Source organism: Mycolicibacterium vinylchloridicum (assembly GCF_013404075.1).
Lineage (GTDB): Bacteria > Actinomycetota > Actinomycetes > Mycobacteriales > Mycobacteriaceae > Mycobacterium > Mycobacterium vinylchloridicum.
Genome location: NZ_JACBJQ010000036.1, coordinates 17,037 through 43,649 on the forward strand (window position 1 = coordinate 17,037; position 26,613 = coordinate 43,649).

Here is a 26,613-nt window from a genome sequence, read left to right on the forward strand (position 1 = left end):
CCTGTGAGCCAGCTTCGTGAATCGGCGCAGTCGGCTCCTCATATGCTTGGCGCCATGGCCTCCGTCTTCACCATGATCATCAACCGCGAACTGCCGGGACGATTCGTCTACGAAGACGACGAGGTCGTCGCGTTCCTGACGATCGAGCCGATGACGCCGGGCCACACGCTGGTCGTACCCCGGGCCGAGGTCGACAACTGGCAGGACGTCGACCCCGCCTTGTTCAACAAGGTGATGGCGGTGTCGCAGCGGATCGGTAAGGCCGTATGCGCGGCGTTCGGCGCCGAACGGTCCGGGCTGATCATCGCCGGACTGGAAGTCCCGCACCTGCACGTGCACGTGTTCCCGGCGCGGAATCTGTCGGACTTCGGATTCGCCAACGTCGATCGCAATCCGTCACCGGCGTCGCTGGACGATGCACAGGCCAGGATCAAGGCAGCGCTGGCCGAACTCGACTAGACCGCGGGGGCGACCGGCGCCGGCACGTCGACGATGCGCGGCAGGCTGACCCGGAAGCAACAGCCCTGCCCCGGCGCGGTCCGCACCGTGACTCGGCCGCCGTGCGCGTACACCAGCGAGTCGACGATCGACAGGCCCAGCCCGGTGCCGCCGCTGGTGCGGGTGCGCGAGGAGTCGGTGCGATAGAACCGCTCGAACACGCGTTGGGCGTCCTCAGGTGTCATGCCCGGACCCTCGTCGACGACCTCGAGCACCGCATCGTCGTCCTCGGTGCCCACCCGAACGGCGATCCGCGCGGTCTCCGGGGTGTGCTGCAACGCGTTGGCCATCAGGTTGCCGAGCACCTGACGCAGCCGGGCCTCGTCGCCGAGGACTTCGGGGGTGCCGGGGCCGTCGAAGACCTCCATGCTGATGGTGCGCTTCGGGGCGATGGATTGGGCGTCGTGCACGGCGTCGGTGGCGAGCAACAGGAGGTCCACCCGGCGCTGCTCGAGCGGACGCTGAGCATCGAGGCGGGCCAGCAGCAGCAGGTCGTCGACCAGCAACCCCATCCGCCGGGATTCGCTCTCGATGCGCGACATCAGCATTTCGACGTCGCGGGCGGCGCCTTGGCGGTAGAGCTCGGCGAATCCGCGGATGGTGGTCAGCGGGGTGCGCAGCTCGTGGGAAGCGTCGGTGATGAATCGCCGCATGCGTTCCTCGGACGTCCGCGCCTGTTCGGCAGACTCCACCGATGACGCCATCGCGGACTGGATCTGCGAGAGCATTCCGTTGAGGGCCAGCGACAGCCGGCCGACTTCGGTACGCGGATCCCGTTCCGGCACACGGCGATCGAGCTGTCCGGCAGCAATCGCGGCGGCGGTCTTCTCGACTTCGACAAGAGGCCGCAGGCTGCGGTGCACCACCCAGTAGCCGGCGACGCCGAGGATCACCAGCACCGCGGTGCCGATGGCGACCTGCGACCAGGCCAGGCTGCGCACAGTGGACTGGATGTCGGACATGTCGATGGCGACGGTGGTCAATTCACCGTTGGGCCCCTGCACCGACACCGCACGCCATTGGACGTGGGAGTGGTCCAGCGAGCCGACGGTCACCGGCGAGGAGCCCACGTCGTTGTCGTCGGGGAGAGCCGGCTCGGCGTCGCGGTCGTTGACGGCCATCCAGACGTGGCCGTCGGCGTCGACCCCGCGCACATAGAAGTTCGACGGCGGGCGGGCCGGGTTGGGGCCCTCATCGGGTGGGGGCATCCGGCGCGGGGCCTGGGCCCAGCCCCGGGAGGCGTCGAGCAGGGTCTGGTCGGCACGGTTGACGAGATCGTGCTGCAGGGTGGAAGTGACGGCGATCCCGGAGGCCAACAGTCCGCAGCCCACGAGGAGCAACATGGCGGCCACCAGGCCGACTCTCAGTGGCAGCGCTCGGTGGTAGCGGCTGGGCATTTCTCTATTGTTCGCGCCGTCCGGCGTGTCCCGCGGCGATTACCGCGGCTCCCGCAGCACGTATCCGACCCCGCGCAGGGTGTGCAGGAGGCGCTTTTCCCCGGTGTCGATCTTGCGGCGCAGGTAGGAGACGTAAGACTCGACGACGTTGACGTCACCGCCGAAGTCGTAGCGCCACACGTGGTCGAGGATCTTGGGCTTGGACAGGACGGTCCCGGCGTTGATCACGAAATATCGGAGCAGCGTGAACTCCGTCGGTGACAGCGAGACCGGCTCGCCGGCCTTCCATACCTCGTGGGTGTCCTCGTCGAGTTCGATGTCGGCGAAGCTCAGGCGTGAATTGCGCGGTTCTTCGATGCCCTTGCCGGCGCGGCGCAGGATGACGCGCAGCCGGGCGACGACCTCTTCGAGGCTGAAGGGCTTGGTGACGTAGTCGTCGCCGCCGAGGGTGAGCCCGGCGATCTTGTCCTGCAGGCTGTCACGGGCGGTCAGGAACAACGCCGGGGCGTCGATCCCGTCGGCGCGCAGCCTGCGCAGCACGCCGAAGCCGTCCATGCCGGGCATCATCACGTCAAGGATCACCGCGTCGGGACGCACCTCCCGGGCCCGGTCCAGGGCTGCCGGCCCACTGGAGGCGGTGTGGACCTCGAAGCCCTGGAACTTCAGGCTCACTGATAGGAGTTCGACGATATTGGTCTCGTCGTCGACGACGAGGACACGTGCCTCGGGTCGGATTTCCGGGGGTGATGCGGGTGCGGCCATGCTGCCAATTTCCTCTCACATTGTTGAACTGGGGCTGCCTAGGCGCTGTGAGATTCCTGTGAGTTGGGCTGTGCGTCGATTGACCGATACCTCCGGTTACAAACTTCCCGCGCTCATACACTTGTGAGATGGACCTGGCGAAGACCGTGGTTGGGATCGCGACCACACCGGTGCGGGTGGGCCTGGCCGCGGCGGAGACGGGCCTCGACATCGCCAAAGCGGGCCTTGACCTCACCAAACGGACCCTCGGGGAGGCCGGGGTCCCGGCGTCGCCGAACTCGGTCGCCCAGATGTTCGGCCTCGAGGACACCATCGCCCGGGCGAACAAGCTCGCCCAGCTGCTCGACGACGACGCCCCGCTGGGCCGGGCGCTTGCGCCCGATGGTCCGCTGGATCGGCTGATGCGACCGGGCGGGCTGATCGACCGGGTCACCGCGCCGGATGGTGTGTTGGACCGGCTGACCGCCGAGGGCGGCGGGCTGGAGCGGGCCCTGGCACCGGGCGGCTTGGTGGACCAGTTGCTCGACGACGACGGCCTGATCGAGCGGATCCTCGGCGAGGAGGGGCTCGCGGACCGGCTGATGGCCGAGGGCGGGCTGGTCGAGAAGCTGACGGCGCGCAACGGCCCGTTGGAGCAGCTGGCCGACGTCGCCGACACCCTGAACCGGTTGGCGCCGGGGCTCGAAGCGCTGGCGCCGACGATCGAGACCCTGCGCGAGGCGGTCACGACGCTGAGCCTTGTGGTCAACCCGCTGAGCAATATCGCCGACCGCATTCCGATCCCGGGCCGCCGGCGCAGCTACTCCCCGCCGCGTCCGGTGAGCTCTGAGCGGGTCCGCAGCGACCGGTTGGTCATCGACGACGACGATCAGTGAGTTCGCTAGTCTGTTAGTCGAGTCGAGCCTTTGGTGCCGACCAATGCCTCCTTAGCTCAGTGGTAGAGCAACATACTTGTAATATGTAGGTCATCGGTTCAATCCCGATAGGGGGCTCGTAGCTTGTCAGCATACGAGCATTTCAAGAGATATTTCTAATCTCGCGTCCATCGACGTCGCCCGACTAACCAACAATTCAGCCAATCCACAGCAAACAATCAGAACGACTGGCCGTCGGCGTAGCGCTGCCGACGGTAGAAGCGGCCGTTACCGCGATTTCTCGCCTTATAGGTCGGCAGCTGGCTGTCGCAGTTAGGGCAGATGAGCCTCAGATTCGGGCGAAAGTTGTTGGTTGCGTTTCCATCGACGTGGTCGAGGACCAGTGCGAGTGTCGCGCCGTTCCAGTTGGCTGCCATTCCACAGATGGCGCAGCATCCACCCTGCTGCGCGTAGATGTAATCCCGGACATAGTGGCCTTGGTATGACGTACGGCCGCATACGCCAGTCTCGAGCCAGGTTTTCAGGAGCAACGTCCGGCGTTGCGACTGTTGACACGCATTACTGCAGTAGACCTTCGCCTGTCGGCTCTGAACATCGACTCCACACCCGACACATTTGATCGACATAAGGTGACGTTAGCCCCAGCTACCGACAAGGCCGATACGCCGAAATCCCGTGCAACCACTAATGTCTGAACACGTATGGATTGCCCGCGCGAGAGGCCGAGTCGATGTCCGAAACCAAGATCACCGTCATCTACGACAACCCCACCGACCCCGAGGCGTTCGAAGCCGCGTACCCCGCAGAGCAGCTCGAGGCGGCCCGCCGCATCCCTGGCTACATCCGATTCGAAGCGTCGAAGGTGTGGCCGAAGGAGGATGGGAGTCCGACTCCCGCCCATCGGATGATCGACCTTTACTACCCCGACTACGACGCCGCCAGCGCGGCGGTCGCCACGGCGGAATTTGGCGCGTTCTTCGAAGCCATGGGACGACTGTCCACCGGAGGCGTGCGAGTTCTGTTCTCCGACATCGAGATTCCGCAACAGTGAGGTGAACTCTCGCGCTCAATACCCGATTTCGTCGCAGATCGGCGGGATGATGATCAGCGATCCGCGCGGAGTGCAGAACGGCCGAGGCCCAGCCGGGGGCGGCGGTGGCGGCGCAGGACTGAACTGCGGTGGCGGTGCGGCCTGGTGCGGAGCGCCACGCCACGGGTAGATCACGTTGGTCGTCACGTCGACGATGCCCTCGGAGTTCCAGTACCAGTCGTGGCATACGTTCCAGTCCCAGCTCAGGACTTGACTGCCCGGAATCGCCGGATCACCAGGACACCAATGGGTGCACGTCAGCCCTGATGGGCAGTTGCCACCTTGATAGCTGGGGCCGGTCTGCGCGTGAGCGGTGGCCGACGTCCACCCACCAAGGGCGAGTCCGCCGGACACGATCACGGCAGTACCGGCGGACATCAACGCCGCAGCGATGGTCCGCTTCCGATTGGCAGTGGTCTTCATCCTGTGATCCTTCTGGTGGCGCGCCGCAGTGTGTGGCGTCGTGACAGCAAGTCCACAAGCGGCGATCCGCTACCGATCCCAACAAAGTGATGCGGTTCCCGTGATGTCGCTGTGCGTTTGCGACGAAGAGCGCAGGTCGCCCTAGCCCTGGTCGCCCACCGCCATCGCGAGGAGCATGTCGACCAGTTCGTCGGCGTCGGTCTGCCACTTGTCGGTGCGCAGCAGACCGCTCGCCTCCAACCCCGCAGCGCCGTGAACGCCGGTCAGGAGGATGGCCGAGCAGCGCTGGGCGTCCTCCTCCCCGACGACTGCGGCGACGATGACCAGGAATTCGTCGCACATGCTTTGCGCCGCTCGGACCACGGCCGTCGGGTCCCCTGCCGGCGCGCTGAACATCAGTTGATAGAGGTGGGGCTGCCGGCGACTGATGGTGATGACGTGCTTCAGTGCCGTGCGCAGCGTGTCGGCGGGTGACAGTCGCGAGTCCGTCAGCAGCGCGTGCATGTGGTCTCCGATGCGCTGCCAGCTTTCGGCCGCGACGGCGGTGAGCAGGCTTTCCTTGTCGGCAAAGTGCCGGTAGGGCGCTCCGCGGCTCACCCCGGCACGGGCACCTACCTCGCGTAGCGTGACCGCGGCGGGACCACCGCTGTCGAGCAATTCGGCGGCGTCGTCCAGAAGGGCGCGGCGGGTCGCGGCCGCAGACTCGATGCGACTCATCCGTCACTCCGTTCTGTTGACACTGTCATCTGAAGCGGTAGCGTCATTGAGATGACAGCGTCACCTGAGATCCAAGAGATCGCCATCGTAACCGGTGCATCGACCGGCATCGGCGCAGCCACGGCGCGGGAACTGGCCCGGCAGGGGTTCCATGTCCTGGCCGGGGTCCGGCGCGACGTCGACGCCGAGGCAATCCGAGCGACGGGTATCGAGCCGCTGATCCTCGACATCACCAACCCTGAGCACATCCAGGCGTTGGCCACTCGTGTGCAGGGCGACTCGCAGGGCCGCGCGGTACGGGCGCTGGTCAACAACGCCGCGATCCAGGCCAACGTACCGATCGAAGCCTTTGCGCTCGACCAGTGGCGAGCCATGTTTGAGGTCAACCTGTTCGGCCAGGTCGCGGTGACGCAGACACTACTGCCTGCCCTGATCGCCAGCCGAGGCCGGATTATCAACATCAGCTCCGTGGGCGGAAAGGTCGCCATGGCTGCGTACGGTCCCTACGCCGCAACGAAGTTCGCATTCGAAGCCGTCAGCGACTCCCTTCGCCGTGAGCTGTCACCGCACGGCGTGCATGTGATCGTCATCGAACCCGGTGCGGTGCGCACCGCGATGCTCGGGCGGGCGATCGCCACCGCCGGGGAGCTGGTGTCAGCCATGACCCCCGAGCAGCGGCAGCGCTACGGCGCATTGGTACACGCCGTCAACGAACAGGCGATCTCATCCACGAAGTCCGGTGTGCCCGCCCAGGCCGCGGCCACCGTGATCGCCAAAGCCATTGCCGCGCGCAAGCCGCGGACCCGCTACACGGTCGGCCGCGAAGCCGCATTGCTCACCATGGTGCGCTTCCTGCCCGACCGGGTACTCGACCGCGTCCTGGCCGCTGCCCTGCGTCCGCACTACCCCAAGCTTCCTAGCGTGTACGACGCTTGAGTGGTGACCGACTTCGACGTTCCCCGCACCAAGTCATCCGTGATCGGTTCCTCTGCGGCCAACATCGAGCGAACTTCGGCGCTAAACATTCCATCCCAGCCCGAAATAAGCTTAGAATTCGCTGAGACAGCAAACGGGTGTCAGATCGCTTCGCGGCGATTGACACCCTGACCGGGGGGTTTGCCTGAAGTTCGCCAACTTCACGGGCAAGTCGGAACTGCGTGAAGGTGGTGCGTCAATGGCGAACGTTCAGCGTGGTGCAAGGGCAGGAATCGCTGCCCTTGCCCTGGGGCTCTCACTGGCGGGCCCCGGCATCGCCGTTGCCAGCGCCGATGACACCGACCACAGCTCTGCATCGGACTCGTCGAGTTCGGCAACGTCGAGTTCTGGGTCTGCAAAGAAGGCGACCGGGCATACCGCGCGCGGCCCGAAGTCCACCGCTTCGTCGTCCGCGACAAGCAAGTCGTCGGCGTCATCGAAGAAGACCGCCGTAGCCGCGTCGTCGACGGCATCCGGTTCGTCCGGTCGCTCCGAGGCGACGTCCCGCCGGACGTCGAGCAACTCCACGACATCGTCAACGAACGACACAGCCGCTGATACGACCTCAACCGGCGACGCGACAGCCAACGAGCAGACGTCGACCGACACCACGACCAGCACTCCGGTGACGGCGAGTGACACCGCCCAGATCACCGCGGCCAAGACGAGCGCCAGCAAGACCGCCTCGGCCAACGCCGATCCGATCACGGCGCTGCTCAACGCCATTCAAGACTCATTCGGGGCCGCGGGCCTGCTGATCCGCCGCTCGTTCTTCAACGAGGCGCCCAGCGTCTCGGTGGTCCAACTCACCGGCCAGGAGACGGGGCAGATCACCGGCGAGGTCGATGCGGTCGACCCCGAGGGCGACCATCTCGTCTACAAACTGACCCAGCAAGCGCACTACGGCACCGTCACGCTCAACCAGGACGGCACCTACACCTACGACCCGACGCCCGGCGGCCAGTGCAGCACCACCTGCATCGACTCCTTCACCGTCTCGGCAACCGACACCGGGCCGCACATCAACCTGCTCAACTGGTTCCGGACCGCCAGCACCTCCGCGGCCGGCGGCATCTATCAGCAGCCCGCCGGCACCCCGCGGATCACGTTCCAGTTCAACTACGGGTCCGGCTCGCAGTTCTGGTCGAGCGCGGCGCGTGCTGAGCTGGCAGCGACGGCCATCTACCTGTCGAGCTACTTCGTCGCCCAGCACGACGTCACGATCACCTACAGCGTCACCGGTGAGTACTCGCTGTTGGGCGGGACGCTGGCGTCGGCCGGCAGTGATCTGCTCAGCGAGGACGACGGCTTCTACGACACCGTGGTACAGCACAAGATCCTGACCGGCGACGACGCCAACGGGTCGGCCGCCGACGGCACGATCAACTGGAACTTCGGCTACGGCTGGGGTTACGGCGCCACGGTGCCCGCCGGAAGCTACGACTTCCCGTCCACGGCCATGCACGAGTTGACGCACACGTTCGGCTTCATCTCCGTCGTCGACAGCGCAGGCAACAACACGGTGCCGAACTGGACCACCTTCGACAGCTTCATCGTGAACAAGAACGGCACGTCGGTGTTCAACGGCGACGTGTTCAACACCGCCTACAACTCGAACCTGACCGGCGGCGACACCGGACTGTACTTCGGCGGCGCCAATGCGAAGGCAGCCAACAATGGCAACCCGGTGCCGCTGTACACCCCGAACCCTTGGGAGTCCGGCAGCTCGATGTCGCACCTGGACGACGACACGTACACCGGCTCCATGGAGAAGCTGATGAACGCAGCGTCCGACACCGGACTCGGCGTCCGGACGCTGAGTGCCATCGAGATCGGCATCCTGAAGGACCTCGGCTACACGATGGTGTCTCAATCCACCGGTGCCGCAGTCCTTTTCCTCGGCCTGATGCTCGTCCGCCGGAGAAAGCAGCGGTAGCCGCTCGCGAGATCAGTTACTGCCGGGACAGGAAACGGTGAGGAACACAGTGGTGTTGGCGGGCGGATTGTCGCCGCGCAACCCGTCGACACCGGTGATCTTGCATTCCGACAGCGGCCGGTCGGTCCCACTGCCTGCGGCGTAATTGAACTGGACGATATAGCCCTGGCTCTGCAGCGCCAGCATGCCGTCCGCGGCGTTCTGGTTCTGATTGAAGGCTCGCGGCGGCATCTGGATGACGCCCTTCTCCGTGGGCGAGGGCATGGGCTTACTGGTGGCCGAAGACGTCGTGCTGGACGGGCTCTCCTTGGCGGACTGCCCGCATCCGGCTGAAAGGGCCACTGCCCCAACGATTACGGCGAAGCCAGCGGCCAGGACGAGCTGCCGAGAGAACATGATCGATCGACTGATGTCGTCTGCGCCGTTACCCATGATCGGCAACCTAACCTCCGCTGAGGCAGTTGCGAAACAGTAATCGACCGTTGCAGCGGTGGTTCGGACAGAATTCTTCCGCGCGCAACCTTGCAGACATCACCATCCGCGCGCCACGCCGCTGATATCGTCGGGCATGTCGATGACGACGCGGGCTACCAAGTGGCTGTCGTTGGGCGCTGTCGTTGCCGCCGCCGGCCTGAGCTTTGCCACCGGCCAGTCCGACCAGCCGGTGGTTGCGGCCGGGACGATCACCGGGCCCTACGCATTGCTGCTGTCCGCCTCCACCGACCTGGGTCCCGCCCGAGGCGATCTCGTCCAGCTCGTGGCGGGCTTGCACACCGACTCGCGGCCGGCGACGCTGTTCGACTGGGCGCAGCAGCGCGGTTTGTCGGTGCAGTGGCGCTCGGGTGATCGGTGGGCCGCGGTGTCAGGAGCACCCGGAGCCGTCGGTGCGGCGTTCGGCGTTGCCGTACACGACTACCGTGGCCGACAGGGTCAGGCCTTCTACGCCTCGCCCCAGCAGCCGGCGATCCCCGCCGCGGTCGGTGGTGAGGTTTCCGAACTCGGCCGAATCCTCGGCCACATACCGCATTACGAATCGGTGCCCGTCATCGTGCCGCTGGATGTGCCCGACCAGGGCCTCCCCCCTGCCGGACTGCTCCGCACCTACAACGCTGCGCCGTTGCACGCCGCCGGGCACACCGGTAAGGGCACCACCGTCCTGGTGTTCTCCTTCGACGGGTTCGACCAAGAAGACCTGGACCTGTACGCGACGTCCTTCAATCTGCCCAAGTTCACCCCGGAACTGATGGGCGACATGCCTTCCGAGCGCACCGGCGAGGCAACGATGGACCTGGAAGCCATCCACGCGGTCGCACCCGATGCCAAGAAGGTTCTGGTCAACGCGCGCAGCACGGTCTCCGGCGATGCCACCTATCAGAAGATCGGCGCCTTGATGGAAGAGGCCGACCGGCGTTATCCCGGTGCGGTGTGGAGCTTTTCGATCGGCTGGGGCTGCGACAAGATCGCAACCGCGGCCGACCTGCTTCCGGTGCGCTCCGCCCTGAACACCGCGCTTCGGCACGGCACAACCGCGTTCAATGCCAGCGGCGACCTCGCCGGCCTGGAGTGCAAGGGCGGCCACAACTGGTCCTCGCCACCGGCGCCCGACGATGTCGGTCTGGACTCGGTGGCATCACTGCCCGAGATGACCGACGTCGGCGGCACCACCTTGTCGACCGACGCCGAAGGCCACTGGCTCGCCGAACAGTCGTGGTTTGCCCCGGCGATCTCCCAAGGCACCGGCGGTGGGGTGTCCAACCTGTTCGAACGCCCGCCATGGCAATCCGAATTGCGGATCGCCGCACCCCCGAACCGCCGGCTGACACCGGACATCGCCGCAGTCGCCGACCCGTACACCGGCGTCCGGATCGTCTTCAGACGCCAGCACGTTGTGGGTGGCGGCACCTCGTTGGCCGCGCCGATCTGGGCGGGTCTGACCGCCTTGATGAACGACTACCTCATTCGTAACGGGGGCGCGCCGATCGGCGAGTTGAATCCACTGCTCTACGAAATCGCACAGGGGGCAAGGCTTCCTGCATTCCGGGATGTGACCCTCGGTGGCAATGCGGTCGACAACGCGGGGCCGGGCTACGACCTGGTGACCGGGCTCGGCACACCCGACGTGGATCACCTGGCCCAGGACATCCTCGCGTTGCAGAGATGTGGTGTCGGATGCGGGTGACCGTGGATTGCCCGGCCTGCGGCACCGAGGTGCCCGCCGGAGTGTTTTGCGGGACGTGCGGTGCGCACCTCAACCCGCAGCCAGGAGATGGCCCACAGTGGTTGCGCCCCAGGGTTTTCTGCGCCGCTCCTGGCGAACATGTGTTACGTCCCGCTGTTGCCAGCTCGCTGTTCCCGCATCTGTCCCAGTTCTCTCGCACCCCGTTCAATCTCGGGCTGGTCCTGGTCGTCGTCGCGATGGCGGTAGCCGTGCAGCTCCGCCTGCCCGGGGCGTTGGTGACCGTCGCGGCGCTCGGCCTACCCCTGCTGTTCGTGATCTACCGCCACCAATCCGGTGTCTACCGGGATATCCCGCGTAGCTCCCTGGCGATCACCGTCGCGCTCGGAATCGCGATCGGCGTGAGCTGGGTGCTCTTGACCGGCGACCTGGTGATCCGGGAAACGGGCGCGCCATTCGACGCAGGAATCGCCGGCAATCGGGTACTGCGCGACGGTCTGGGCGTGGCCGAGGGCGGCGCCCTGCTGATGATGATCCCCGCGGTTGTGGTTCGGTTGGTCCGACCGGGCACCCGGGAATCGTTGAACGGCTTTGTGATCGGTGTGCTGTCCGCCCTCAGCTTCACGGCTGCGGCGACCTTCACTCGGCTCGCGCCACAGTTCGCCGCGGCCACCGTGGCCAAGAACCGGCCGGTCGAGTGGCTGCTCGTCGAAGCCGGCATCCGTGGCGTGACGATACCGCTGACTGCTGCCTGTGCCGGCGGATTGCTCGGTGCCGCACTGTGGTTCAGGCGTCCAACCGGCCATGCGCAGCTGCGGCGCTCGCTCGTGAACGCGGCGCTGGCCCTGTTCGGGATCGCCGTCCTGGGGGTCTACGCGATCGTGGGCATCACCGATGTCGCGGGACTGCCTCAAGAGACCATGCTGGCCTGGCATGTCGCGATGGTGTTGGTGGCGCTGCTCGCACTGAGGTTGGGCCTCCAGCTGGCACTGTTACACGAGGAGCCCGGCCCGATACGAGGCGAACCGCAGCTGTGCTTACACTGCCGAAACGTGGTGCCGGAGATGGCATTCTGCCCCGCCTGTGGCGCGGCCACGCATGCTTCGTCGGCGAAGTCCCGTGCCGAGCGCCGCGCGGTCGTGCCTGAGCCCGGTCCTTTGGATGCGGCGATCTGGCCGGGCTATGGGGTTGCGGCGCAAGCCTATACGGCGGGGTCGTTGTCACGGACCACAAGCACCCGCGTCTTGAGCATGTGGGTGGTGGCGATCCTCGTGGTGACCGCACCCCTCATCACCCTCTCGGCGAGCATTTCCGAACCCGCTGTCGTCTACAACTGCCCGCCCGATTGCGGTCGCCCGCCCAGTGGGACGCCGGTGGCGGCGCTGCCCCGGTTCACCGCCGCCGATGGCGCGTTCTCGGTGTCGTACCCCGCTCCCGGTTCTGCCTACGACATCACCACCACCCCTGACGGCGTGACGGCGCGCTACACCGGGGGCGACGGCGGAACGTTGAAACTGTGGAGCCAGCCCGCAGGCGGTAAGTCCGCCAGGGAAGTCGCCGAGGCATTCCTCACCGTGCGCTACCCGGATGCCCGCACCGCCTATGAGGTCCCCAACGCCATGGTCGGGTACCAATCCGGCTATGGCGAGGTCGCCGACATCTGGCCGCAGGACGGTGACGCCAGCTACCGGCATCTACGGGTGGTCATCTTGGTCGCCGTCAAGCACGATCTCGCGCTCATCGCGGGCGCGATCGGGCCGTACCGCGAGTTCGGCCCCAAGTTCGGCCCCGGTCGGCCTTCGGGAGCCAACCTCGAACTCGCCATGGATCTGGACAAGTACGTCAACAGCTTTGCCTGGCGGGGCGACCCGCCCCGCTGATCAGCGGCAGCGGTTCGACTACTCCTCGTCGGCGGTGTCCGAGCGGGGCCGCTGGTCACCGAACAGCGGTCTGCGCAGCGGCTGATGCCCGTGGACGCCCTCCGCGTACGCCGATTCCGCGTGCTGGGTGAAGTCAACGCCCGCGGTCTCGTCCTCGGGACTCAGCCGGAATCCGATGGTCCGGTCGATCAACTTGGCCAGCAGGAACGACATCAGGAAGGCGTAGATCGCCACGACGACCATCGCGAGCGCCTGCTTGCCCAGCTGGGCCAGCCCGCCGCCGTAGAGCAATCCCTGCGGTCCGCCGGTCATGACCGCGGTGGCCAGGAAGCCGATCAGCAGCACGCCGACCACCCCGCCGACGAAGTGCACGCCGACCACGTCGAGGGAGTCGTCATAGCCGAACCGGAACTTCAGCCCGATCGCGAACGAGCAGACGATGCCCGCGGCCAGCCCGACCACCGCGGCACCGAGGGTGTTCACCGTCCCGCAGGACGGGGTGATCGCCACCAGCCCGGCGACCACACCGGAGGCGGCGCCGAATGTCGTCGGGCGCCCGTCTCGGATCTGCTCGACCGACAACCAGCCCAGCATGCCCAGGCAGCCGGCGACCAGTGTGTTGAGGAAGATCGCCGCTGCCGTGCCGTTGGCTGCCAGCGCGGAGCCGGCGTTGAAGCCGAACCAACCGAACCACAGCAGCCCGACACCCAGTAGGACGAAGGGCAGGTTGTGCGGGCGCATCGCGTCGACCTTGAAACCAATACGCGGCCCCAGCACCAGGGCCAGTGCCAGCGCAGAAGACCCGGAGACGATCTCGACGACCAGCCCGCCCGCGTAGTCGAGCACACCCATTTTGAACAGCCAGCCGCCCGGCGCCCAGACCCAATGCGCCACAACGGCATAGACCACGATGGACCAGACGGGAACGAAGATCATCCAGGCGGCGAACTTGGCGCGGTCGGCGATCGCGCCGCTGATCAGCGCGGCGGTGATGATCGCGAAACTGAGCTGGAAGGTGGAGAAGAGCAGTTCGGGGACCGAGCCGTGCACCGTGCTCGGGCCGATGCCCGCCATCCCGATGTGCGATAGATCGCCGATGAAGCCGCCAAGGCTGGTCCCGGAGAACGCCAGTGTGTAGCCGACGAGCAGCCACGCCACTGTGACGAGCGGGATCGCGATGAAGCTCATCATGATCATGTTGAGCACGCCGGTGGTGCGGACCATGCCGCCATAGAAAATGGCCAAACCCGGGGTCATCAACAAGACGAGCGCTGTGCTGGCCAGCAGCCACGCGGTGGCGGCGGGATCGATCGCATCCAAAGTCCGGCTCCTTCGACGGTCCCGACGAGAATGTCGGCGTGGTGTTTCGCGGGTGCGGCAATCATGTTTCCGGCGTGTTTCGGCGGCGGGCCGCCCGGGGATATGTAGGGCGCTACCAGCCCATCGAGCCGGGCACTCCCTTGAAAGGCCCTACCACCTGGCTGGTGATCCAACCGCCGTAGAACCCGCCCGGTTGGGGCACGACGGTTTCACCGTCGACGGTGCATCGGTCGACCAGGCTGGCCATCACCGCAATCGCTCCGGCGATCTCAGTGAACGCCGGCGTCGGCCGGGGATACGTCCATGCCGCCCGTGCGGCCACAGCCACGCCAGACACCAAATCGAAGTAGTGCGCCTGGCCTTTCCATTCACACATCGACGCGCCCGGCGCATCGCGCAGCACGCCCGCTTCGAAGGCCGCACGCGGTAGGTAATACGTCGGTGGATGGCTGGTTTCGAGCACCCGCCAGCTGAACTCCGTGGACGCAATCACCCGCCCACCCAGTTCGACGGAGATGGCACCGGCGAACGACTCGAGGCGGGGTGGGCGCGGGTAGTCCCACACCGATTCCTGGCCAGGGCCTGCGCGCTCCGGTGTCGGCCAGGGATTCATGTCTCGACAATACGAAGATGGACGGCATGCTCGACCAGTGGTGGATGATCCCGGTCTCCGCCGGCGCTGCCCTGGTCATCGTCTGGCTGGCCCTTGCACTTGCGTTGTGGCTGTTCAAGCCCGACGAGGTCGGGATCGCGGACATGCTTCGCCTGCTGCCGGATGTGCTGCGGCTGCTCAAACGCCTGGCGTCCGATCCGACGCTGCCCCGCCGGATTCGCGTCGTTCTCGCCGGCCTGCTGATCTTCCTGGCCTCACCGATCGATCTGATTCCCGACTTCATCCCGGTACTCGGCTATGCCGACGACGTCATCCTCACCGCCCTGGTGCTGCGCTGGGTCGCCCGTACCGCGGGTCCGCAGGCCCTGGCAACCCACTGGCCGGGAACGCCCGTCGGGCTGGCCGCGCTGCGCCGGCTGTGCGGATTGCCCGAATCGGAATGACCTTCGCCTGACGGGCGGGGACCACTTGGGTACGCTCTGCTGAGCGACTGCTTAGCTGTCGCGTACCGGCTTGCCGACGACGCATTGGAGCTCACGCAATGGCCGCACCTGTCACCCGTTACGCGGGAACGCGTGTCCCCCGGGTCGAGGACACTCGCCTGCTCACCGGGCACGGCACCTATGTCGACGACATTGTCCGACCGGGCATGCTGCACGCCTGCTTCGTGCGCAGCCCGTTCGCGCACGCTCGGATCAACAGCCTCGACGTCTCGGCCGCGCTCGAGCTGCCCGGTGTGCACGCGGTACTCACCGCCGCAGACCTGAACGCGGACGTCAAAGAGGCCTGGCACGCAGTGGCGGGCAAGGACGTTCCCGACACCCCCCGACCGCCGCTGGCCGACGGTGAGGTGAAGTTCGTCGGCGACCCCATCGCCATCGTCATCGCCGACAACCGCTACATCGCCGAGGACGCCGTCGAACTCGTCGACGTCGATTACGACCCGCTGCCCGCGATCGCCGATTTCACCCAGGCGATCAACGCCGAAGCGGTGGTCCACGAGGCCTACCCCGACAACGTCGCAGGCGGCCTGGCCGGGGCACCGCCGGACGAGGAGGCCTTCGCCGCAGCGGCCTACGTCGCCGACGAGCAGATCTATCAGCAGACCCACGTGCCGGTACCCATCGAAACCCGCGGCCTGGTCGTCGAATGGGTAGCCGCCACACAGGAACTCACCCTGTGGGCTTCCACCCAGACCCCGCACGAGTTGCGGGCGTTCGCCGCGCGGCTGCTCGGCATCCCGGCGCACGGGGTCCGGGTTATCACCCGGGACACCGGCGGTGGATTCGGCCAGAAGGTCGTCCCGATGCGCGAGGACATGTGCATCATGCTTGCCGCCCGCAAGGTGCCCGCGCCGCTCAAGTGGATCGAGGACCGCCGCGAGAACCTGATGTCGGCCGGACAGGCCCGCCATGTCGACGGTCGGGCACGAATGGCGTTCGACGCCGACGGTGCAATCACCGCCGTCGCGATCGACTTCCTGCAGGACATCGGCGCCTACCCCACGCCCTATCCGGTGCTGACCACCGCGGCGATCGGGATGTTCTTCCCCGGCCCGTACCGGGTCCCCAAGGCCAGCTTCAACTACAAGACGGTGTTCACCAACACCAGTGGTCTGGCCGCCTATCGGGGGCCCTGGCAGTACGAAACCCTCACGCGGGAAATACTTCTCGATATTGCGGCCCGCAAGATGGGCATCGACCCGGTCGAGTTGCGGCGCAAGAATTTGCTGCGCCGCGACGAGATGCCGTACTTCAACCCCAACGGCATGCCATATGACCACGTCGCCCCGATGGAGACCTTCGAGCAGGCGGTCAAGATCCTCGACCACGAGGGGTTCCGCAAGGAGCAGGCCGAGGCGCTGGCCCAAGGCCGCTACATCGGACTCGGGTTCTCGGCCTATATCGAGCCGACGGGTGCGGCGACCGGTCACCTGGCCACCGAGGGTTGCACCATCCGGATGGAACCCACCGGCAAGATCAACGTCTACGTGAACGGCGGATCGAGCGGCAACAGCATCGAGACCACCGTCGTTCAGCTCACCGCCGACGCCCTGGGCGCCGACATCGACGACGTGTCGACGATCCAGGGCGACACCGCCGTCACCCCGTACGGTGCCGGCACACAGGGCAGCCGCAGCGGGCCGATGACCGCGGGCGCGGTCAACGAGGCGGGCACGATCCTGCGCAACCAACTGGTGGCGATGGCGGCCCACCAACTCGGTGTCGAGGAGTCCGATATCGAGTTGGCCAACTCGAAGGCCACATCGCGCGAAGATGCGACGAAGAGCGTCAGTTTCGCCGATCTCGCCTACCGCTCCTACTACGAGCCCCAGCAGCTCGCGCCAGGTATGGCGGCCACTCTGGAAGCGACCGCCCGCTTCACCTCGCAGACTATGATCCACTGGGCCAACGCGACTCACGCCTGCACCTGCGAGGTGAACGTGACCACCGGCCGGGTCACCCTGACTCGCTACATCGTCAGCGAGGATGTCGGCCCGATGATCAATCCCAACATCGTCGAGGGGCAGATCGCCGGCGGGACCGTGCAGGGCATCGGTGGTGCGCTGCTGGAGAACCTGGTCTACGACGATGACGGAAACCCGTTGTCCACCACGTTCGTCGACTATCTCCTGCCGACCGCCACCGAGGTGCCGCCCATCGAGTACGGCCACGTGGAGGTGCCGAGCCCGGGGGTCGGCGGCTACAAAGGTTGCGGTGAGGGCGGGGCCATCGGCTCAACCCCCGCGGTGATCAACGCGATCAACGACGCCCTGGCCCCGCTCGGGGTGACGGTCACCAAGCTGCCCGCGACCCCGTCGCAGATCGTGGCGCTGATCGAGGCGGCCGCAGGCGATTAACCCTGGCCTGTTTCGGCAGCCTGGTGCACCGCGTTGACGATGCCCTGATAGCCGGTGCAGCGGCAGAAGTTGCCGGACAGGCCCTCGCGGATCTCCTCATCGGTGGGATGCGGGTTGTCGCGCAGCAGTGCCGTGATCGACATGACGAAACCCGGTGTGCAGAAACCACACTGAAGCCCATGGCAGTCGCGCAGTGCGGCCTGCACCGGCGACAGCTCGCCGTCGGCTGATGCCACCCCCTCCACGGTCGAGACCTCGGCTCCTTCGGCCTGCACCGCGAACACCAGGCAAGACCGCACCGCCGCCCCGTCGAGCAATACTGTGCAGGCGCCGCACGAGCCGTGCTCGCAGCCCAGGTGCGTACCTGTCAGACCGCAGCGTTCGCGCAGAAAGTCAGCCAGGGTCAGCCGCGGCTCGACGATCGAATCGACGGGAACTCCGTTGACCGACACCGTGATCGGACGCTCATGCATCGAATGCCTCCTTGACCGCGGCCGACCACGCCTGCGCGGTCATCGCCGCGCCGACCCGTCGCCGATAGTCGGCCGAACCCTGCAGGTCGGCCGGGATGTCGTCGAGTTCGCTCATCGCGAGCTCACCGATCTCTTCGGCGGTGATGTCACCGACCGGACGACCCGTGATCGCCGCCTCGGCGGCCGACGCCCGCCGCGGTGTGGCGCTCAGCGCCAGCAATCCGATGCCGCTGCGACGCACCCGGTCGTCGTCGTCGAGTTCGATGGCCACCGCCGCGCCGGCGATCGCGAAATCGCCATGGCGGCGAGCGAATTCCTCGATCCCGAACCCGACGCGGCCCGACCAGATCGGGAAGCGCACACCGAGCAGGATCTCGCCGGGTTCCATCGCGGTTTCCCACACGCCCGCGAAGAAGTCACCGGCCGCGATCTCGCGCCCGCCCGATGTCGACACCGTCTCCATCGTGGCGTCCAGCGCCAGCGCGACGGCCGGATACTCCGCGGCCGGGTCGGCGTGAGCGATCGAGCCGCCGATGGTGCCCCGGCTGCGGATCTGGAAGTGGCCGATGTGCGGGGTGGCCCGGGTCAACAGTGGCACCGCCGCGCGCACCCGCTCGTCGGCGCCGACCGTGGCATGGGTGGTGCCGCCACCGATCCGCAGCACGTCGTCGCGCACCTCGATGCCCTTCATCTCGCCGAGCCGCGAGATGTCGATGAGGTTGTCGAAGAACGCCAGACGCATCGACAGCATCGGTACCAGGCTTTGTCCGCCGCCCAGCAGCTTGCCGTCGTCGCCGAATTCGGTCAGCATCTGCGCCGCCTCGGCGACGCTGTCCGGCCGGTGATAGTCGAACGGGGCCGGCTTCATCGGCAGCCGCCGCTGCGCATAATGCTAAGCACGTGCACAGCATAGCGGGCAGCGCAAGGCCTGCGATTTCGGTGCGGTTTCGTTCGCTCAGCGACGGTTCACGCGCCGAAATCGCGGTGGACGGAACCCGCTGTGTCCAGCTTGGCCACCCGGCCTAGCTGGGGCCTGGCCAGCAATTGCCCGCATACTGTCGATCATGGATCCGTCGCCGCCCCCGCGAGCGGCCACTGCGGGCAACCGCCACGGCCGCCATCGAGGGCCGTCCAATACCGGCCGGCGGGCGTTGAAGATCATCTCCCGATCGGCGATCGGGCTGGCCTCTGCGGTGGTCGTGATGCTCACCGGTCTGGCCTATTCGCAGGCGCACGGTTTACTCAGCGGAATCACGGTTTCACAAGCGCTGGGCTCCGACGAGCCGCGCTCCAGCGGCGGTGCGATGAACATCCTGCTGATCGGGCTCGACTCCCGCAAGGATCAACAGGGCAACGAGCTGCCCGATGAACTCCTGGACAAGCTGCACGCCGGCGACTCCGACTCGGGCGGCTACAACACCAACACGCTGATCCTGGTGCACATCAGCGCCGACGACCACGTCGTCGCGTTCTCGATCCCGCGCGACGACTACGTGGCCGTCAGCGGCATCAAGGGCTACAGCCACATCAAGATCAAGGAAGCCTACGGGCTGACCAAGGCCCAGACCGAGCAGAAGCTGGTCGACGAGGGCATCGGCGATCGCGCCGAGTTGGAGCGCGCGGGACGGGAGGCCGGCCGTAAAGCGACGATCCGCGCGGTGCGCAATCTGACCGGCCAGCCCATCGACTACTTCGCCGAGGTCAATCTCGCGAGCTTCTATCATCTGGCCGACAGCCTCGGCGGCGTCGACGTTTGCCTCAATCACGCCGTGCACGACGACTACTCGGGAGCCAACTTTCCGGCCGGTCCGCAGCGACTGAACGCCGAACAGGCTCTGGCGTTCGTCCGGCAGCGGCACGGCCTGGAGAACGGCGACCTCGACCGCACCCACCGGCAGCAGGCCTTCCTGCTGTCGGTCTCACACGAGTTGCAGCAGTCCGGTTCGTTCACCGACCTGGACAAGTTCAAGCGATTGATGGACGTGGCCCGCCAGGACATCGTGCTGTCGGAAGGCTGGGGCGAGGACCAGTTCCGCCGGATGGCCGCCCTGGCCGGCGGCAACGTCGAGTTCCGCACACTGCCGGTGGTGCGCTACGACAACATCAACGGCCAAGACGTCAACATCGTCGATCCGGCCAAGATCCGTGCCGAAATCGCAAGGGCGATCGGTGGCGACTCCGCCACCGCGACCACGACCACTGTCCCGCAACCGATTCCACCACCCAACCCGCAAACCGTGGTCAGCGTCGTCAACGCCAGCGACACCTCGGGGTTGGCCTCACAGGCGGCGTCACTGCTGGGCAAGCACGACTTCACGATCGACGAGGTCCGTGACCGCGAGTCGGGCGAACCGATCGACACGGTGATCACCTACGGCCCCGGCGGAAAAACCGACGCGCAGTCGGTGGCCACCATCCTCGGCGTCGAGAACGCACCGCAGGCCACCCTCGCACTGGCCGCCGACCACGTGCGCGTCGTGCTCGGCCAGGGCTACGACGTCCCGCCCGATCAGCCGCAGTCCGAGGACTTCGTCTCGACCTCGACGTCCCACCGCAGCTGGTCGGAGATGACCGTCACCCCGACTCCCGACCAGGGCGCCCCGATCGACGGCGGCCAGGTTCCCTGTGTCAACTAAGGCTGGTGCCGTGTCAACTAGCTTGGATGCCATGCGCATCGGAGTCATCGGACTGGGGAATATGGGCGCGGGAATCGCCGCGAATCTGATCAAGGCCGGACACGAGGTGACGGTCTACAACCGCTCCCGCCCGAAGGTGGATGCGCTGGCGGCGCAAGGCGCCCGCCCGGCCGACACCGTCGCCGACGCCTGCGGGGGTGACGTCGTGCTGACGATGCTCGCCGACGACGACGCCGTTGCGGCCGTGGCGTTCGGCGACGGCGGCATCATCGCCTCGGCCGGGCCGCAGACCGTCCACATCTCCTCCAGCACGATCAGCGTCGGCCTGTCGAAGCGCCTCACCGAGGCGCACGCCGCCGCGGGCCGAGCGTTCGTGGCGGCCCCGGTGTTCGGCAGGCCGGAGGCCGCCGCTGCCGCAGCCTTGTTCGTCGTCGCCGCCGGACCGGTCGCCACCGTCAACGCGATGACGCCCGTCTTTGATGCGATCGGCCAACGCACGTTCGTGGTCGCCGAGGACCCGTCGGCAGCCAATCTGGTCAAGCTGAGCGGCAACTTCCTCATCGGCTCGGTGATCGAGTCCCTCGGCGAAGCGATGGCGCTCGTGGTCAAGGGCGGCGTCGACCGGCATCAGTACCTGGACATCCTGACGTCGACGTTGTTCTCGGCCCCGGTGTACAAGACCTACGGAGGCCTGATCGCCGACGAACAGTTCGAACCGGCCGGCTTCGCAGCGCCATTGGGGCACAAGGACATTGGATTGGTGCTGTCGGCCGCCGAGGAACTACGGGTGCCGCTGCCGATTGCCAGCCTGCTGCGCGATCGGTTCCTGCGCCTGCTCGCCGAGGGCGGCGAGCACCTGGACTGGTCGGCGATCAGCGGCCTCGCGGCCGCCGATGCCGGCGCCTCAGACCACTCCGCGTAGCGCGTCGGCACCCAGCGCTGGCTCGAGCATCGCCCGGTAATCCGGTCCGCGGCGCAGGTTCTGCCCCCCGTCGACGCCGATGATCTGCCCGGTGATCCACTGGGCGGCATCGCTGAGCAGGAACAGCGTCATGTTCGCGACGTCTTCGACCTCGCCCGGGCGCGGCAGCGGGGTGCAATCCGCGTAGTCCCCACTGATATCGGGTGAATCGAGAACCAGCTGCACCAGCTCGGTCTTGATCAGACCGGGCCGGATGCCATTGACCCGCACCCAGGACGGCCCGAGTTCGTCGGCGGCCAGCTTGAGCAGATGGTCCAGGCCCGACTTGGTGACGCCGTATGGGCCGAACCAGCGGTGGGTGTTGCTGGCCGCGATCGAGGAGATCCCGACGAAGGAACCCCCGCCGCCGCGCACCATCTCGCGCGCGGAGTGCTTGAGCACGTACATCGAGCCGTTGATGTTGAGGTCGACCGTCGCACGCCAGGCCTCGGAGTCCATCTGGGTGATCGGGCCGATGGTCTGCGAACCGCCGGCGCAGTGCACGACGCCGCTCAGCCGGCCGTTCCATGCCGTGGCCGCATCGACGACCGCGGCGACTTGATCCTCGTTGGTGACGTCGGCGGGCTCGTAGTTGACGTTGCCTTTCGGTGAGACGGCCTTGATCTCGTCGACGGCCGCGGCGAGGCGATCGGCGCTGCGGCCGACGATCATGACATTGGCGCCGGCCTTGGCCAGCCCCTCCGCAATGCCTTTACCGATACCGCTGCCACCACCGGTGATCAGGTACGTCCGATCCTCGAACGAGAGCTGCACGCCGACTCCTCACGCAAAACTGGAACAAGTTCTACGTATAGAACCACGGTGTCGCGCCGCGGCATAGACCCCGTCCCACTAGCGGCACTACCCTGCCCCGGCTCGATTTCCGATCGCTGCCAGCGAACATCTGACAATCCCCAAATCCGCCCTATTGACCGTCGGCGCCAATCCCGCCGAGGGCGGCGGCATTGCGCCACTCAAGCGGCCATACCCGGTAATTCCGTTAGGGCGATGCCATTGCCGATATCGCGATTGCCGGTCCTTACAGACCCTTGTGAACAGCGGTCATGTGACTGAGAAACGGTTCACGAAGAAATATTGACTGCCCTGTAACACGCGCGCGCTGACGTTCGATAAAACCGCCGAACAACCACGGGACGGGGATGGCAGCAATACACTGCCCTGACACGGCCACTCAGCAAACCTAGTAGAAGGCACGATCATGGCAAATCTGAAGAATTCCGCGCGGCGCCTGGCCTTGGCCGGCGGCTTCGCGCTCGCGGTCGCGGCGGCTCCGGCGCTGGCCGTTTCGGCCCTTCCGTCGACCGGTTCCGTCGCGGCCTGCCCGCCCGGCCAGGTGGTCAACCCGGCGACCGGCGGGTGCGAAGTGCAGGCACCGACTGGCCCGCAGGGCGGCCTGCCCGAAGTGCAAGGGATACCTTGCACAGGCGCAAACACCGGTCAGTGCATAGGATTGCAGGAAGAGCAGCAGGCTCCCGCGCAACAACCCCGCTCCACAGTCTCGACCAGTCCGTAGAACGGAGGGCCGGCTTCGGAACTCCGTCAACTTCTCTAGGAAGTGTGAAGTATGGCGATTTCCTCCTCAGTCGGCCGCCGCATTCTGCTCGCAGGCGGTTTCAGCATCGCGATCGCGGCCGCGCCCGCCGTTGCCTTCCTCGCGGCTCCGGCGGGTGCACCGGCCGGTCCAGCCATCGCTTGCCCGGCCGGTGAGTCGGAAGACCTCTACACCGATCAGTGCGTTCCGGAGATGGTGCCGAACCAGCCGGGTGGCAATTACCCCACGCCGACGAGCGGCGGCGGTAACGTGACCTACTCGACGCCGGGCGACCCCAACAGCCTGCCCGAGGTTCAGGGCATCCCGTGCACGGGCGCCAACACCGGCCAGTGCATCGGGCTCCAGGAGAATCAGGTGCCCGCCGTCACGCCGCATTCGAGTATTTCGTCTAGCCCGTAGTCGAACGGGCGGATCAGGGAGGGCAACGATGCCGGTCCAATCCACCTGGGTGGTAAAGCTGTTGACCGCGAGCGCGTTTGCGCTCGCGGTTTCCACCGCTCCGCTGGCTCACGCCGAAGGCGGCGGGATACCCGAGCCCGGACCGGGTGGCCCCCAGCCGGTGGCGTCGCAGCCAGGTGGAACGGCCGGCTGCGAGTCGGGCGAGTCGCTGGACCCGTCGACCGGCAACTGCACTCCGACCATGACCCCGGTCGCCACCACCAACGGTGACGAGGCGTTCGACGATCTGCAGCCGCGCACCACACAGGACATGTCGTCCACCGTCGAGACAGGTGTCGGAGCCGACCTGGTCCCCAACATCAACGGCACCCCGTGCACCGGCTACTGGGAGTCGGCGGCCTGCTACGAGACCAGTCAGGACGAGGTTGCCGTCCAGCCCAAGTCGACGCTCTCCTCGAGCCCGTAGCTGATATTTGCCCCTTCGCTAAGGTTGAGAGATGCCTGCAAAATCTGATCCCACGGATATCGACGACGTGGAGCCGCTGGCCGACAGCACCGCGCGCCAAGCCCGGCGAGTCGTGGCGGCCTATGCGAACGACGCCGACGAGTGTCGCGTCTTCTTGTCGATGCTCGGCATTGGGCCGTCAAAGCTCGAGGCATAGCCCGTGGCCGGGAGCCAGAAAGCCCGCTCCGGAGATGCTGATTTCGTGGTGGTCGCCAACCGGCTGCCGATCGACATGGAGCGGCTGCCGGACGGCAGCGTGACCTGGAAACGGAGTCCCGGCGGTCTGGTCACCGCGCTGGAGCCGCTGCTGCGCAAGCAACGTGGCGCCTGGATCGGCTGGCCGGGCATTGTCGACGGGCCCGAGGAACCCATCGTCGAGGAGGACCTGCAGCTCTTCCCGGTGCGGTTGTCTGCCGACGACGTCGCCGAGTACTACGAGGGTTTCTCCAACGCGACACTGTGGCCGCTGTACCACGATGTGATCGTCAAGCCGATCTATCACCGCGAGTGGTGGGATCGCTACGTCGACGTCAACCGTCGCTTCGCCGAAGCGACGTCGCGCGCGGCGGCCGAGGGTGCCACGGTGTGGGTTCAGGATTACCAGCTGCAACTCGTGCCCAAGATGCTGCGAATGCTGCGGCCGGACCTGACAATCGGCTTCTTTCTTCACATTCCGTTCCCGCCGGTGGAACTGTTCATGCAGATGCCGTGGCGGACCGAGATCATCGAAGGCCTGCTCGGCGCGGACCTGGTCGGGTTCCATCTTCCCGGCGGCGCGCAGAACTTCCTGTTTCTTTCCCGAAGGCTGGTCGGCACCAATACATCTCGAGCCTCGGTTGGCGTCAGGTCACGGTTCGGCGAGGTACAACTGGGCGACCGCACGGTCAAGGTGGGCGCGTTTCCGATCTCCATCGATTCCGCCGACCTGGACCGCAAGGCGCGCACCCGCGACATCCGTCGAAGGGCGAAGGAGCTGCGCGCCGAGCTCGGCAACCCCCGCAAGATCCTGCTCGGCGTCGACCGGCTGGACTACACCAAGGGCATCGATGTTCGGCTCAAAGCGTTTTCGGAGTTGCTCGCCGAAGGCCGCGCCAAGCGCGACGACACCGTGCTGGTGCAACTGGCCACCCCGAGCCGTGAGCGGGTGGAAAGCTACCGGGTGCTGCGCAGCGAAATCGAGCAGCAGGTGGGCCACATCAACGGCGAGTACGGCGAAGTGGGCCACCCGGTGGTGCATTACATCCATCGTCCGGTGCCCCGCGACGACCTGATCGCATTCTTCGTGGCCGCTGACGTCATGCTGGTGACACCGCTTCGCGACGGGATGAACCTGGTGGCCAAGGAGTACGTCGCCTGTCGCAGCGATCTCGGCGGCGCCCTGGTTCTCAGTGAATTCACCGGTGCCGCAGCCGAACTCCGTCAGGCTTATTTGACCAACCCGCACGATCTCGAAGGGGTCAAGGACACCATCGAGGCCGCCGTCAATCAGACTGCAGAAGAGGGGCGCCGCCGGATGCGGGCGCTACGCAGGCAGGTATTGGCCCACGATGTCGACCGGTGGGCGCGGTCCTTCCTCGATGTGCTGGGCAACGCGAACAGTCCGGGCGACCCCGACTGATCAGTCGCCCATCAAGCCCATGACGCCGAACGTGCGGTCCGGATCGCGATCAGCAAAGTACGCGCCCATCGAGGCACCCAGCGTCGAGGGATCCCACGCAGCTCCGTCGGCATCGAACCGGTGCTCGGCGGTGGGAGCGGCGACCAGCGTGACCGACGGCCCGTAGACGATGAACACCTGACCGTTGACCTTGTCCGAGGCAGGCGAGGCCAGGAACCGCACCAGCGTCACCACGTGTTCGGGTGACAACGGGTCGACCTCGCCCTCGGCGAGCTCGGGAACCTCGCCGAACACGTCGGCCGTCATCGCGGTGCGCGCCCGCGGGGCGATCGCGTTGGCTCGCACGCCGTAACGGCCGAGTGCCCGCGATGCGGTCAGGGTCAGCGCGGTGATGCCCGCCTTGGCGGCGCCGTAGTTGGCCTGCCCGATCGGCCCGGACAACCCGGCCTCCGAGGTGGTGTTGATGATGCGGCCGTAGACCGTGCCGTTGTTCTCCTTGGCCTGGTTGCGCCAGTAGGTCGCGGCATTGCGGGTGAGCAGGAAGTGCCCCCGCAGGTGGACCGCGATGACCGCATCCCAGTCCTCGTCGGTCATGTTGAACAACATGCGGTCGCGGGTGATGCCGGCGTTGTTGACGACGATGTTCAGTCCGCCGAGCCCGTCGGCGCAAGACACCAGTTCGTCGGCGGTCGAGCGCTGGCTGATATCGCCGGCAACTGCCACGCCCTTGGATCCGGCGGCGGCGATCTCGTCCAGCACGTCGGATTCGTCGAGTGCCTTGGGCATGTCGTTGACCACGACCGTCGCCCCGGATTTGGCCAACCCGACGGCCTCGGCGCGGCCCAGGCCAGCGGCGGCACCGGTCACCACCGCTACCCGTCCGGACAGATCAATCGCGTCGTCTTGTGCAGTCAACTTACGAATAC

General features: G+C 66.6%; 29 protein-coding genes and 1 tRNA gene. 17 read left to right on the forward strand and 13 right to left on the reverse strand.

Annotation, left to right across the window (positions count from 1 at the left end):
• Positions 1–54: 54 nt before the first annotated feature.
• A complete protein-coding gene (locus HPC46_RS24445) occupies positions 55–459 on the forward strand; it encodes an HIT family protein (RefSeq protein ID WP_179474775.1) in 405 nt (134 codons plus the stop codon).
• Here HPC46_RS24445 and HPC46_RS24450 read toward each other — a convergent pair.
• Together HPC46_RS24450 and phoP are read right to left on the reverse strand one after the other, a co-directional pair.
• Positions 456–1,895, reverse strand: a complete 1,440-nt coding sequence (locus HPC46_RS24450) for a sensor histidine kinase (protein WP_179474777.1) — start codon at positions 1,893–1,895, stop codon at positions 456–458. The two genes, HPC46_RS24445 and HPC46_RS24450, sit on opposite strands and share 4 nt — an antisense overlap.
• 39 nt (positions 1,896–1,934) lie before the next feature.
• Positions 1,935–2,657, reverse strand: coding sequence for a two-component system response regulator PhoP (gene phoP, locus HPC46_RS24455; RefSeq protein ID WP_179474779.1), 723 nt, complete (start codon positions 2,655–2,657; stop codon positions 1,935–1,937).
• A 128-nt stretch (positions 2,658–2,785) separates the two neighbouring features.
• On the opposite strand from phoP, the gene HPC46_RS24460 reads away from it, so the two are divergent.
• Together HPC46_RS24460 and HPC46_RS24465 are read left to right on the forward strand one after the other, a co-directional pair.
• Positions 2,786–3,532: a hypothetical protein gene (locus tag HPC46_RS24460; protein WP_179474781.1), complete on the forward strand. Its 747-nt coding sequence runs from the start codon at positions 2,786–2,788 to the stop codon at positions 3,530–3,532.
• Between the two features lie 45 nt (positions 3,533–3,577).
• Positions 3,578–3,649 (forward strand) — tRNA-Thr (locus HPC46_RS24465).
• A 101-nt stretch (positions 3,650–3,750) separates the two neighbouring features.
• Here HPC46_RS24465 and HPC46_RS24470 read toward each other — a convergent pair.
• Positions 3,751–4,158 (reverse strand): HNH endonuclease signature motif containing protein, encoded by a 408-nt coding sequence (locus HPC46_RS24470; RefSeq protein ID WP_179474783.1) that lies wholly within the window; start codon positions 4,156–4,158, stop codon positions 3,751–3,753.
• A 104-nt stretch (positions 4,159–4,262) separates the two neighbouring features.
• Here HPC46_RS24470 and HPC46_RS24475 point away from each other — a divergent pair, with 104 nt between their 5' ends.
• Complete coding sequence (locus HPC46_RS24475; protein WP_179474785.1) at positions 4,263–4,583, forward strand: EthD family reductase; 321 nt, start codon at positions 4,263–4,265, stop codon at positions 4,581–4,583.
• 15 nt (positions 4,584–4,598) lie between these two features.
• Here HPC46_RS24475 and HPC46_RS24480 read toward each other — a convergent pair whose 3' ends face one another.
• Positions 4,599–5,045 (reverse strand): hypothetical protein, encoded by a 447-nt coding sequence (locus tag HPC46_RS24480; protein ID WP_179474787.1) that lies wholly within the window; start codon positions 5,043–5,045, stop codon positions 4,599–4,601.
• A gap of 141 nt (positions 5,046–5,186) precedes the next feature.
• Positions 5,187–5,762, reverse strand: a complete 576-nt coding sequence (locus tag HPC46_RS24485; RefSeq protein WP_179474789.1) for a TetR/AcrR family transcriptional regulator — start codon at positions 5,760–5,762, stop codon at positions 5,187–5,189.
• Between the two features lie 51 nt (positions 5,763–5,813).
• Between HPC46_RS24485 and HPC46_RS24490 the strand changes: the two genes are divergently transcribed.
• Positions 5,814–6,698, forward strand: coding sequence for an SDR family NAD(P)-dependent oxidoreductase (locus HPC46_RS24490; protein WP_179474790.1), 885 nt, complete (start codon positions 5,814–5,816; stop codon positions 6,696–6,698).
• A 249-nt stretch (positions 6,699–6,947) separates the two neighbouring features.
• Here HPC46_RS24490 and HPC46_RS35790 read toward each other — a convergent pair whose 3' ends face one another.
• Positions 6,948–7,379, reverse strand: a complete 432-nt coding sequence (locus HPC46_RS35790) for a hypothetical protein (protein WP_179474791.1) — start codon at positions 7,377–7,379, stop codon at positions 6,948–6,950.
• On the opposite strand from HPC46_RS35790, the gene HPC46_RS24500 reads away from it, so the two are divergent.
• Positions 7,363–8,673: a cadherin-like domain-containing protein gene (locus HPC46_RS24500; protein WP_179474792.1), complete on the forward strand. Its 1,311-nt coding sequence runs from the start codon at positions 7,363–7,365 to the stop codon at positions 8,671–8,673. The genes HPC46_RS35790 and HPC46_RS24500 overlap by 17 nt on opposite strands.
• 12 nt (positions 8,674–8,685) lie before the next feature.
• Here HPC46_RS24500 and HPC46_RS24505 read toward each other — a convergent pair whose 3' ends face one another.
• Positions 8,686–9,105: a hypothetical protein gene (locus HPC46_RS24505; protein WP_179474793.1), complete on the reverse strand. Its 420-nt coding sequence runs from the start codon at positions 9,103–9,105 to the stop codon at positions 8,686–8,688.
• A gap of 142 nt (positions 9,106–9,247) precedes the next feature.
• Here HPC46_RS24505 and HPC46_RS24510 point away from each other — a divergent pair, with 142 nt between their 5' ends.
• Positions 9,248–10,852, forward strand: a complete 1,605-nt coding sequence (locus HPC46_RS24510) for a S53 family peptidase (protein WP_407665558.1) — start codon at positions 9,248–9,250, stop codon at positions 10,850–10,852.
• Positions 10,843–12,729, forward strand: coding sequence for a zinc ribbon domain-containing protein (locus HPC46_RS24515; protein ID WP_179474795.1), 1,887 nt, complete (start codon positions 10,843–10,845; stop codon positions 12,727–12,729). Before HPC46_RS24510 ends, HPC46_RS24515 begins: the two co-directional genes overlap by 10 nt.
• A gap of 18 nt (positions 12,730–12,747) precedes the next feature.
• Here HPC46_RS24515 and HPC46_RS24520 read toward each other — a convergent pair whose 3' ends face one another.
• Both HPC46_RS24520 and HPC46_RS24525 read right to left on the reverse strand, forming a co-directional pair.
• Positions 12,748–14,049 (reverse strand): ammonium transporter, encoded by a 1,302-nt coding sequence (locus HPC46_RS24520; protein ID WP_179474796.1) that lies wholly within the window; start codon positions 14,047–14,049, stop codon positions 12,748–12,750.
• A gap of 112 nt (positions 14,050–14,161) precedes the next feature.
• Positions 14,162–14,662: a DUF427 domain-containing protein gene (locus HPC46_RS24525; RefSeq protein ID WP_179474797.1), complete on the reverse strand. Its 501-nt coding sequence runs from the start codon at positions 14,660–14,662 to the stop codon at positions 14,162–14,164.
• 26 nt (positions 14,663–14,688) lie between these two features.
• On the opposite strand from HPC46_RS24525, the gene HPC46_RS24530 reads away from it, so the two are divergent.
• Positions 14,689–15,105, forward strand: a complete 417-nt coding sequence (locus tag HPC46_RS24530; RefSeq protein ID WP_179474822.1) for a YkvA family protein — start codon at positions 14,689–14,691, stop codon at positions 15,103–15,105.
• Positions 15,106–15,203: 98 nt separating this feature from the next.
• The gene (locus tag HPC46_RS24535) at positions 15,204–17,522 is read left to right on the forward strand and encodes a xanthine dehydrogenase family protein molybdopterin-binding subunit (protein ID WP_179474798.1); all 2,319 of its coding nucleotides are present in this window, start codon (positions 15,204–15,206) and stop codon (positions 17,520–17,522) included.
• Here the strand turns inward: HPC46_RS24535 and HPC46_RS24540 are convergent.
• On the reverse strand, positions 17,519–17,995 hold the full coding sequence (locus HPC46_RS24540; RefSeq protein WP_179474799.1) for a (2Fe-2S)-binding protein: 477 nt from the start codon (positions 17,993–17,995) through the stop codon (positions 17,519–17,521). The genes HPC46_RS24535 and HPC46_RS24540 overlap by 4 nt on opposite strands.
• Positions 17,988–18,863, reverse strand: a complete 876-nt coding sequence (locus HPC46_RS24545; RefSeq protein WP_179474800.1) for an FAD binding domain-containing protein — start codon at positions 18,861–18,863, stop codon at positions 17,988–17,990. Before HPC46_RS24545 ends, HPC46_RS24540 begins: the two co-directional genes overlap by 8 nt.
• A gap of 196 nt (positions 18,864–19,059) precedes the next feature.
• Between HPC46_RS24545 and HPC46_RS24550 the strand changes: the two genes are divergently transcribed.
• Complete coding sequence (locus tag HPC46_RS24550) at positions 19,060–20,631, forward strand: LCP family protein (RefSeq protein WP_179474801.1); 1,572 nt, start codon at positions 19,060–19,062, stop codon at positions 20,629–20,631.
• A gap of 10 nt (positions 20,632–20,641) precedes the next feature.
• Positions 20,642–21,553 (forward strand): NAD(P)-dependent oxidoreductase, encoded by a 912-nt coding sequence (locus HPC46_RS24555; protein WP_407665559.1) that lies wholly within the window; start codon positions 20,642–20,644, stop codon positions 21,551–21,553.
• On the opposite strand, the gene HPC46_RS24560 is transcribed toward HPC46_RS24555, so the two are convergent.
• The gene (locus HPC46_RS24560) at positions 21,536–22,366 is read right to left on the reverse strand and encodes an SDR family oxidoreductase (RefSeq protein WP_179474803.1); all 831 of its coding nucleotides are present in this window, start codon (positions 22,364–22,366) and stop codon (positions 21,536–21,538) included. The genes HPC46_RS24555 and HPC46_RS24560 overlap by 18 nt on opposite strands.
• Before the next feature lie 445 nt (positions 22,367–22,811).
• Between HPC46_RS24560 and HPC46_RS24565 the strand changes: the two genes are divergently transcribed.
• The 5 genes from HPC46_RS24565 to HPC46_RS24585 are packed head-to-tail and all read left to right on the forward strand — an operon-like array spanning position 22,812 to position 25,687.
• Positions 22,812–23,126, forward strand: a complete 315-nt coding sequence (locus HPC46_RS24565) for an intersectin-EH binding protein Ibp1 (RefSeq protein ID WP_179474804.1) — start codon at positions 22,812–22,814, stop codon at positions 23,124–23,126.
• A gap of 51 nt (positions 23,127–23,177) precedes the next feature.
• On the forward strand, positions 23,178–23,564 hold the full coding sequence (locus HPC46_RS24570; RefSeq protein ID WP_179474805.1) for an intersectin-EH binding protein Ibp1: 387 nt from the start codon (positions 23,178–23,180) through the stop codon (positions 23,562–23,564).
• A gap of 28 nt (positions 23,565–23,592) precedes the next feature.
• Positions 23,593–24,030 carry a hypothetical protein gene (locus HPC46_RS24575; RefSeq protein ID WP_179474806.1) on the forward strand — a complete coding sequence of 146 codons (438 nt, stop codon included), beginning with the start codon at positions 23,593–23,595 and terminating at the stop codon, positions 24,028–24,030.
• Between the two features lie 31 nt (positions 24,031–24,061).
• On the forward strand, positions 24,062–24,226 hold the full coding sequence (locus HPC46_RS24580; protein WP_005139050.1) for a hypothetical protein: 165 nt from the start codon (positions 24,062–24,064) through the stop codon (positions 24,224–24,226).
• Positions 24,227–24,229: 3 nt separating this feature from the next.
• Positions 24,230–25,687: an alpha,alpha-trehalose-phosphate synthase (UDP-forming) gene (locus tag HPC46_RS24585; protein WP_179474807.1), complete on the forward strand. Its 1,458-nt coding sequence runs from the start codon at positions 24,230–24,232 to the stop codon at positions 25,685–25,687.
• Here the strand turns inward: HPC46_RS24585 and HPC46_RS24590 are convergent, their stop codons facing one another.
• Positions 25,688–26,602 carry a 3-oxoacyl-ACP reductase gene (locus tag HPC46_RS24590; RefSeq protein WP_179474808.1) on the reverse strand — a complete coding sequence of 305 codons (915 nt, stop codon included), beginning with the start codon at positions 26,600–26,602 and terminating at the stop codon, positions 25,688–25,690. It lies immediately after the preceding gene.
• Positions 26,603–26,613: the final 11 nt, after the last annotated feature.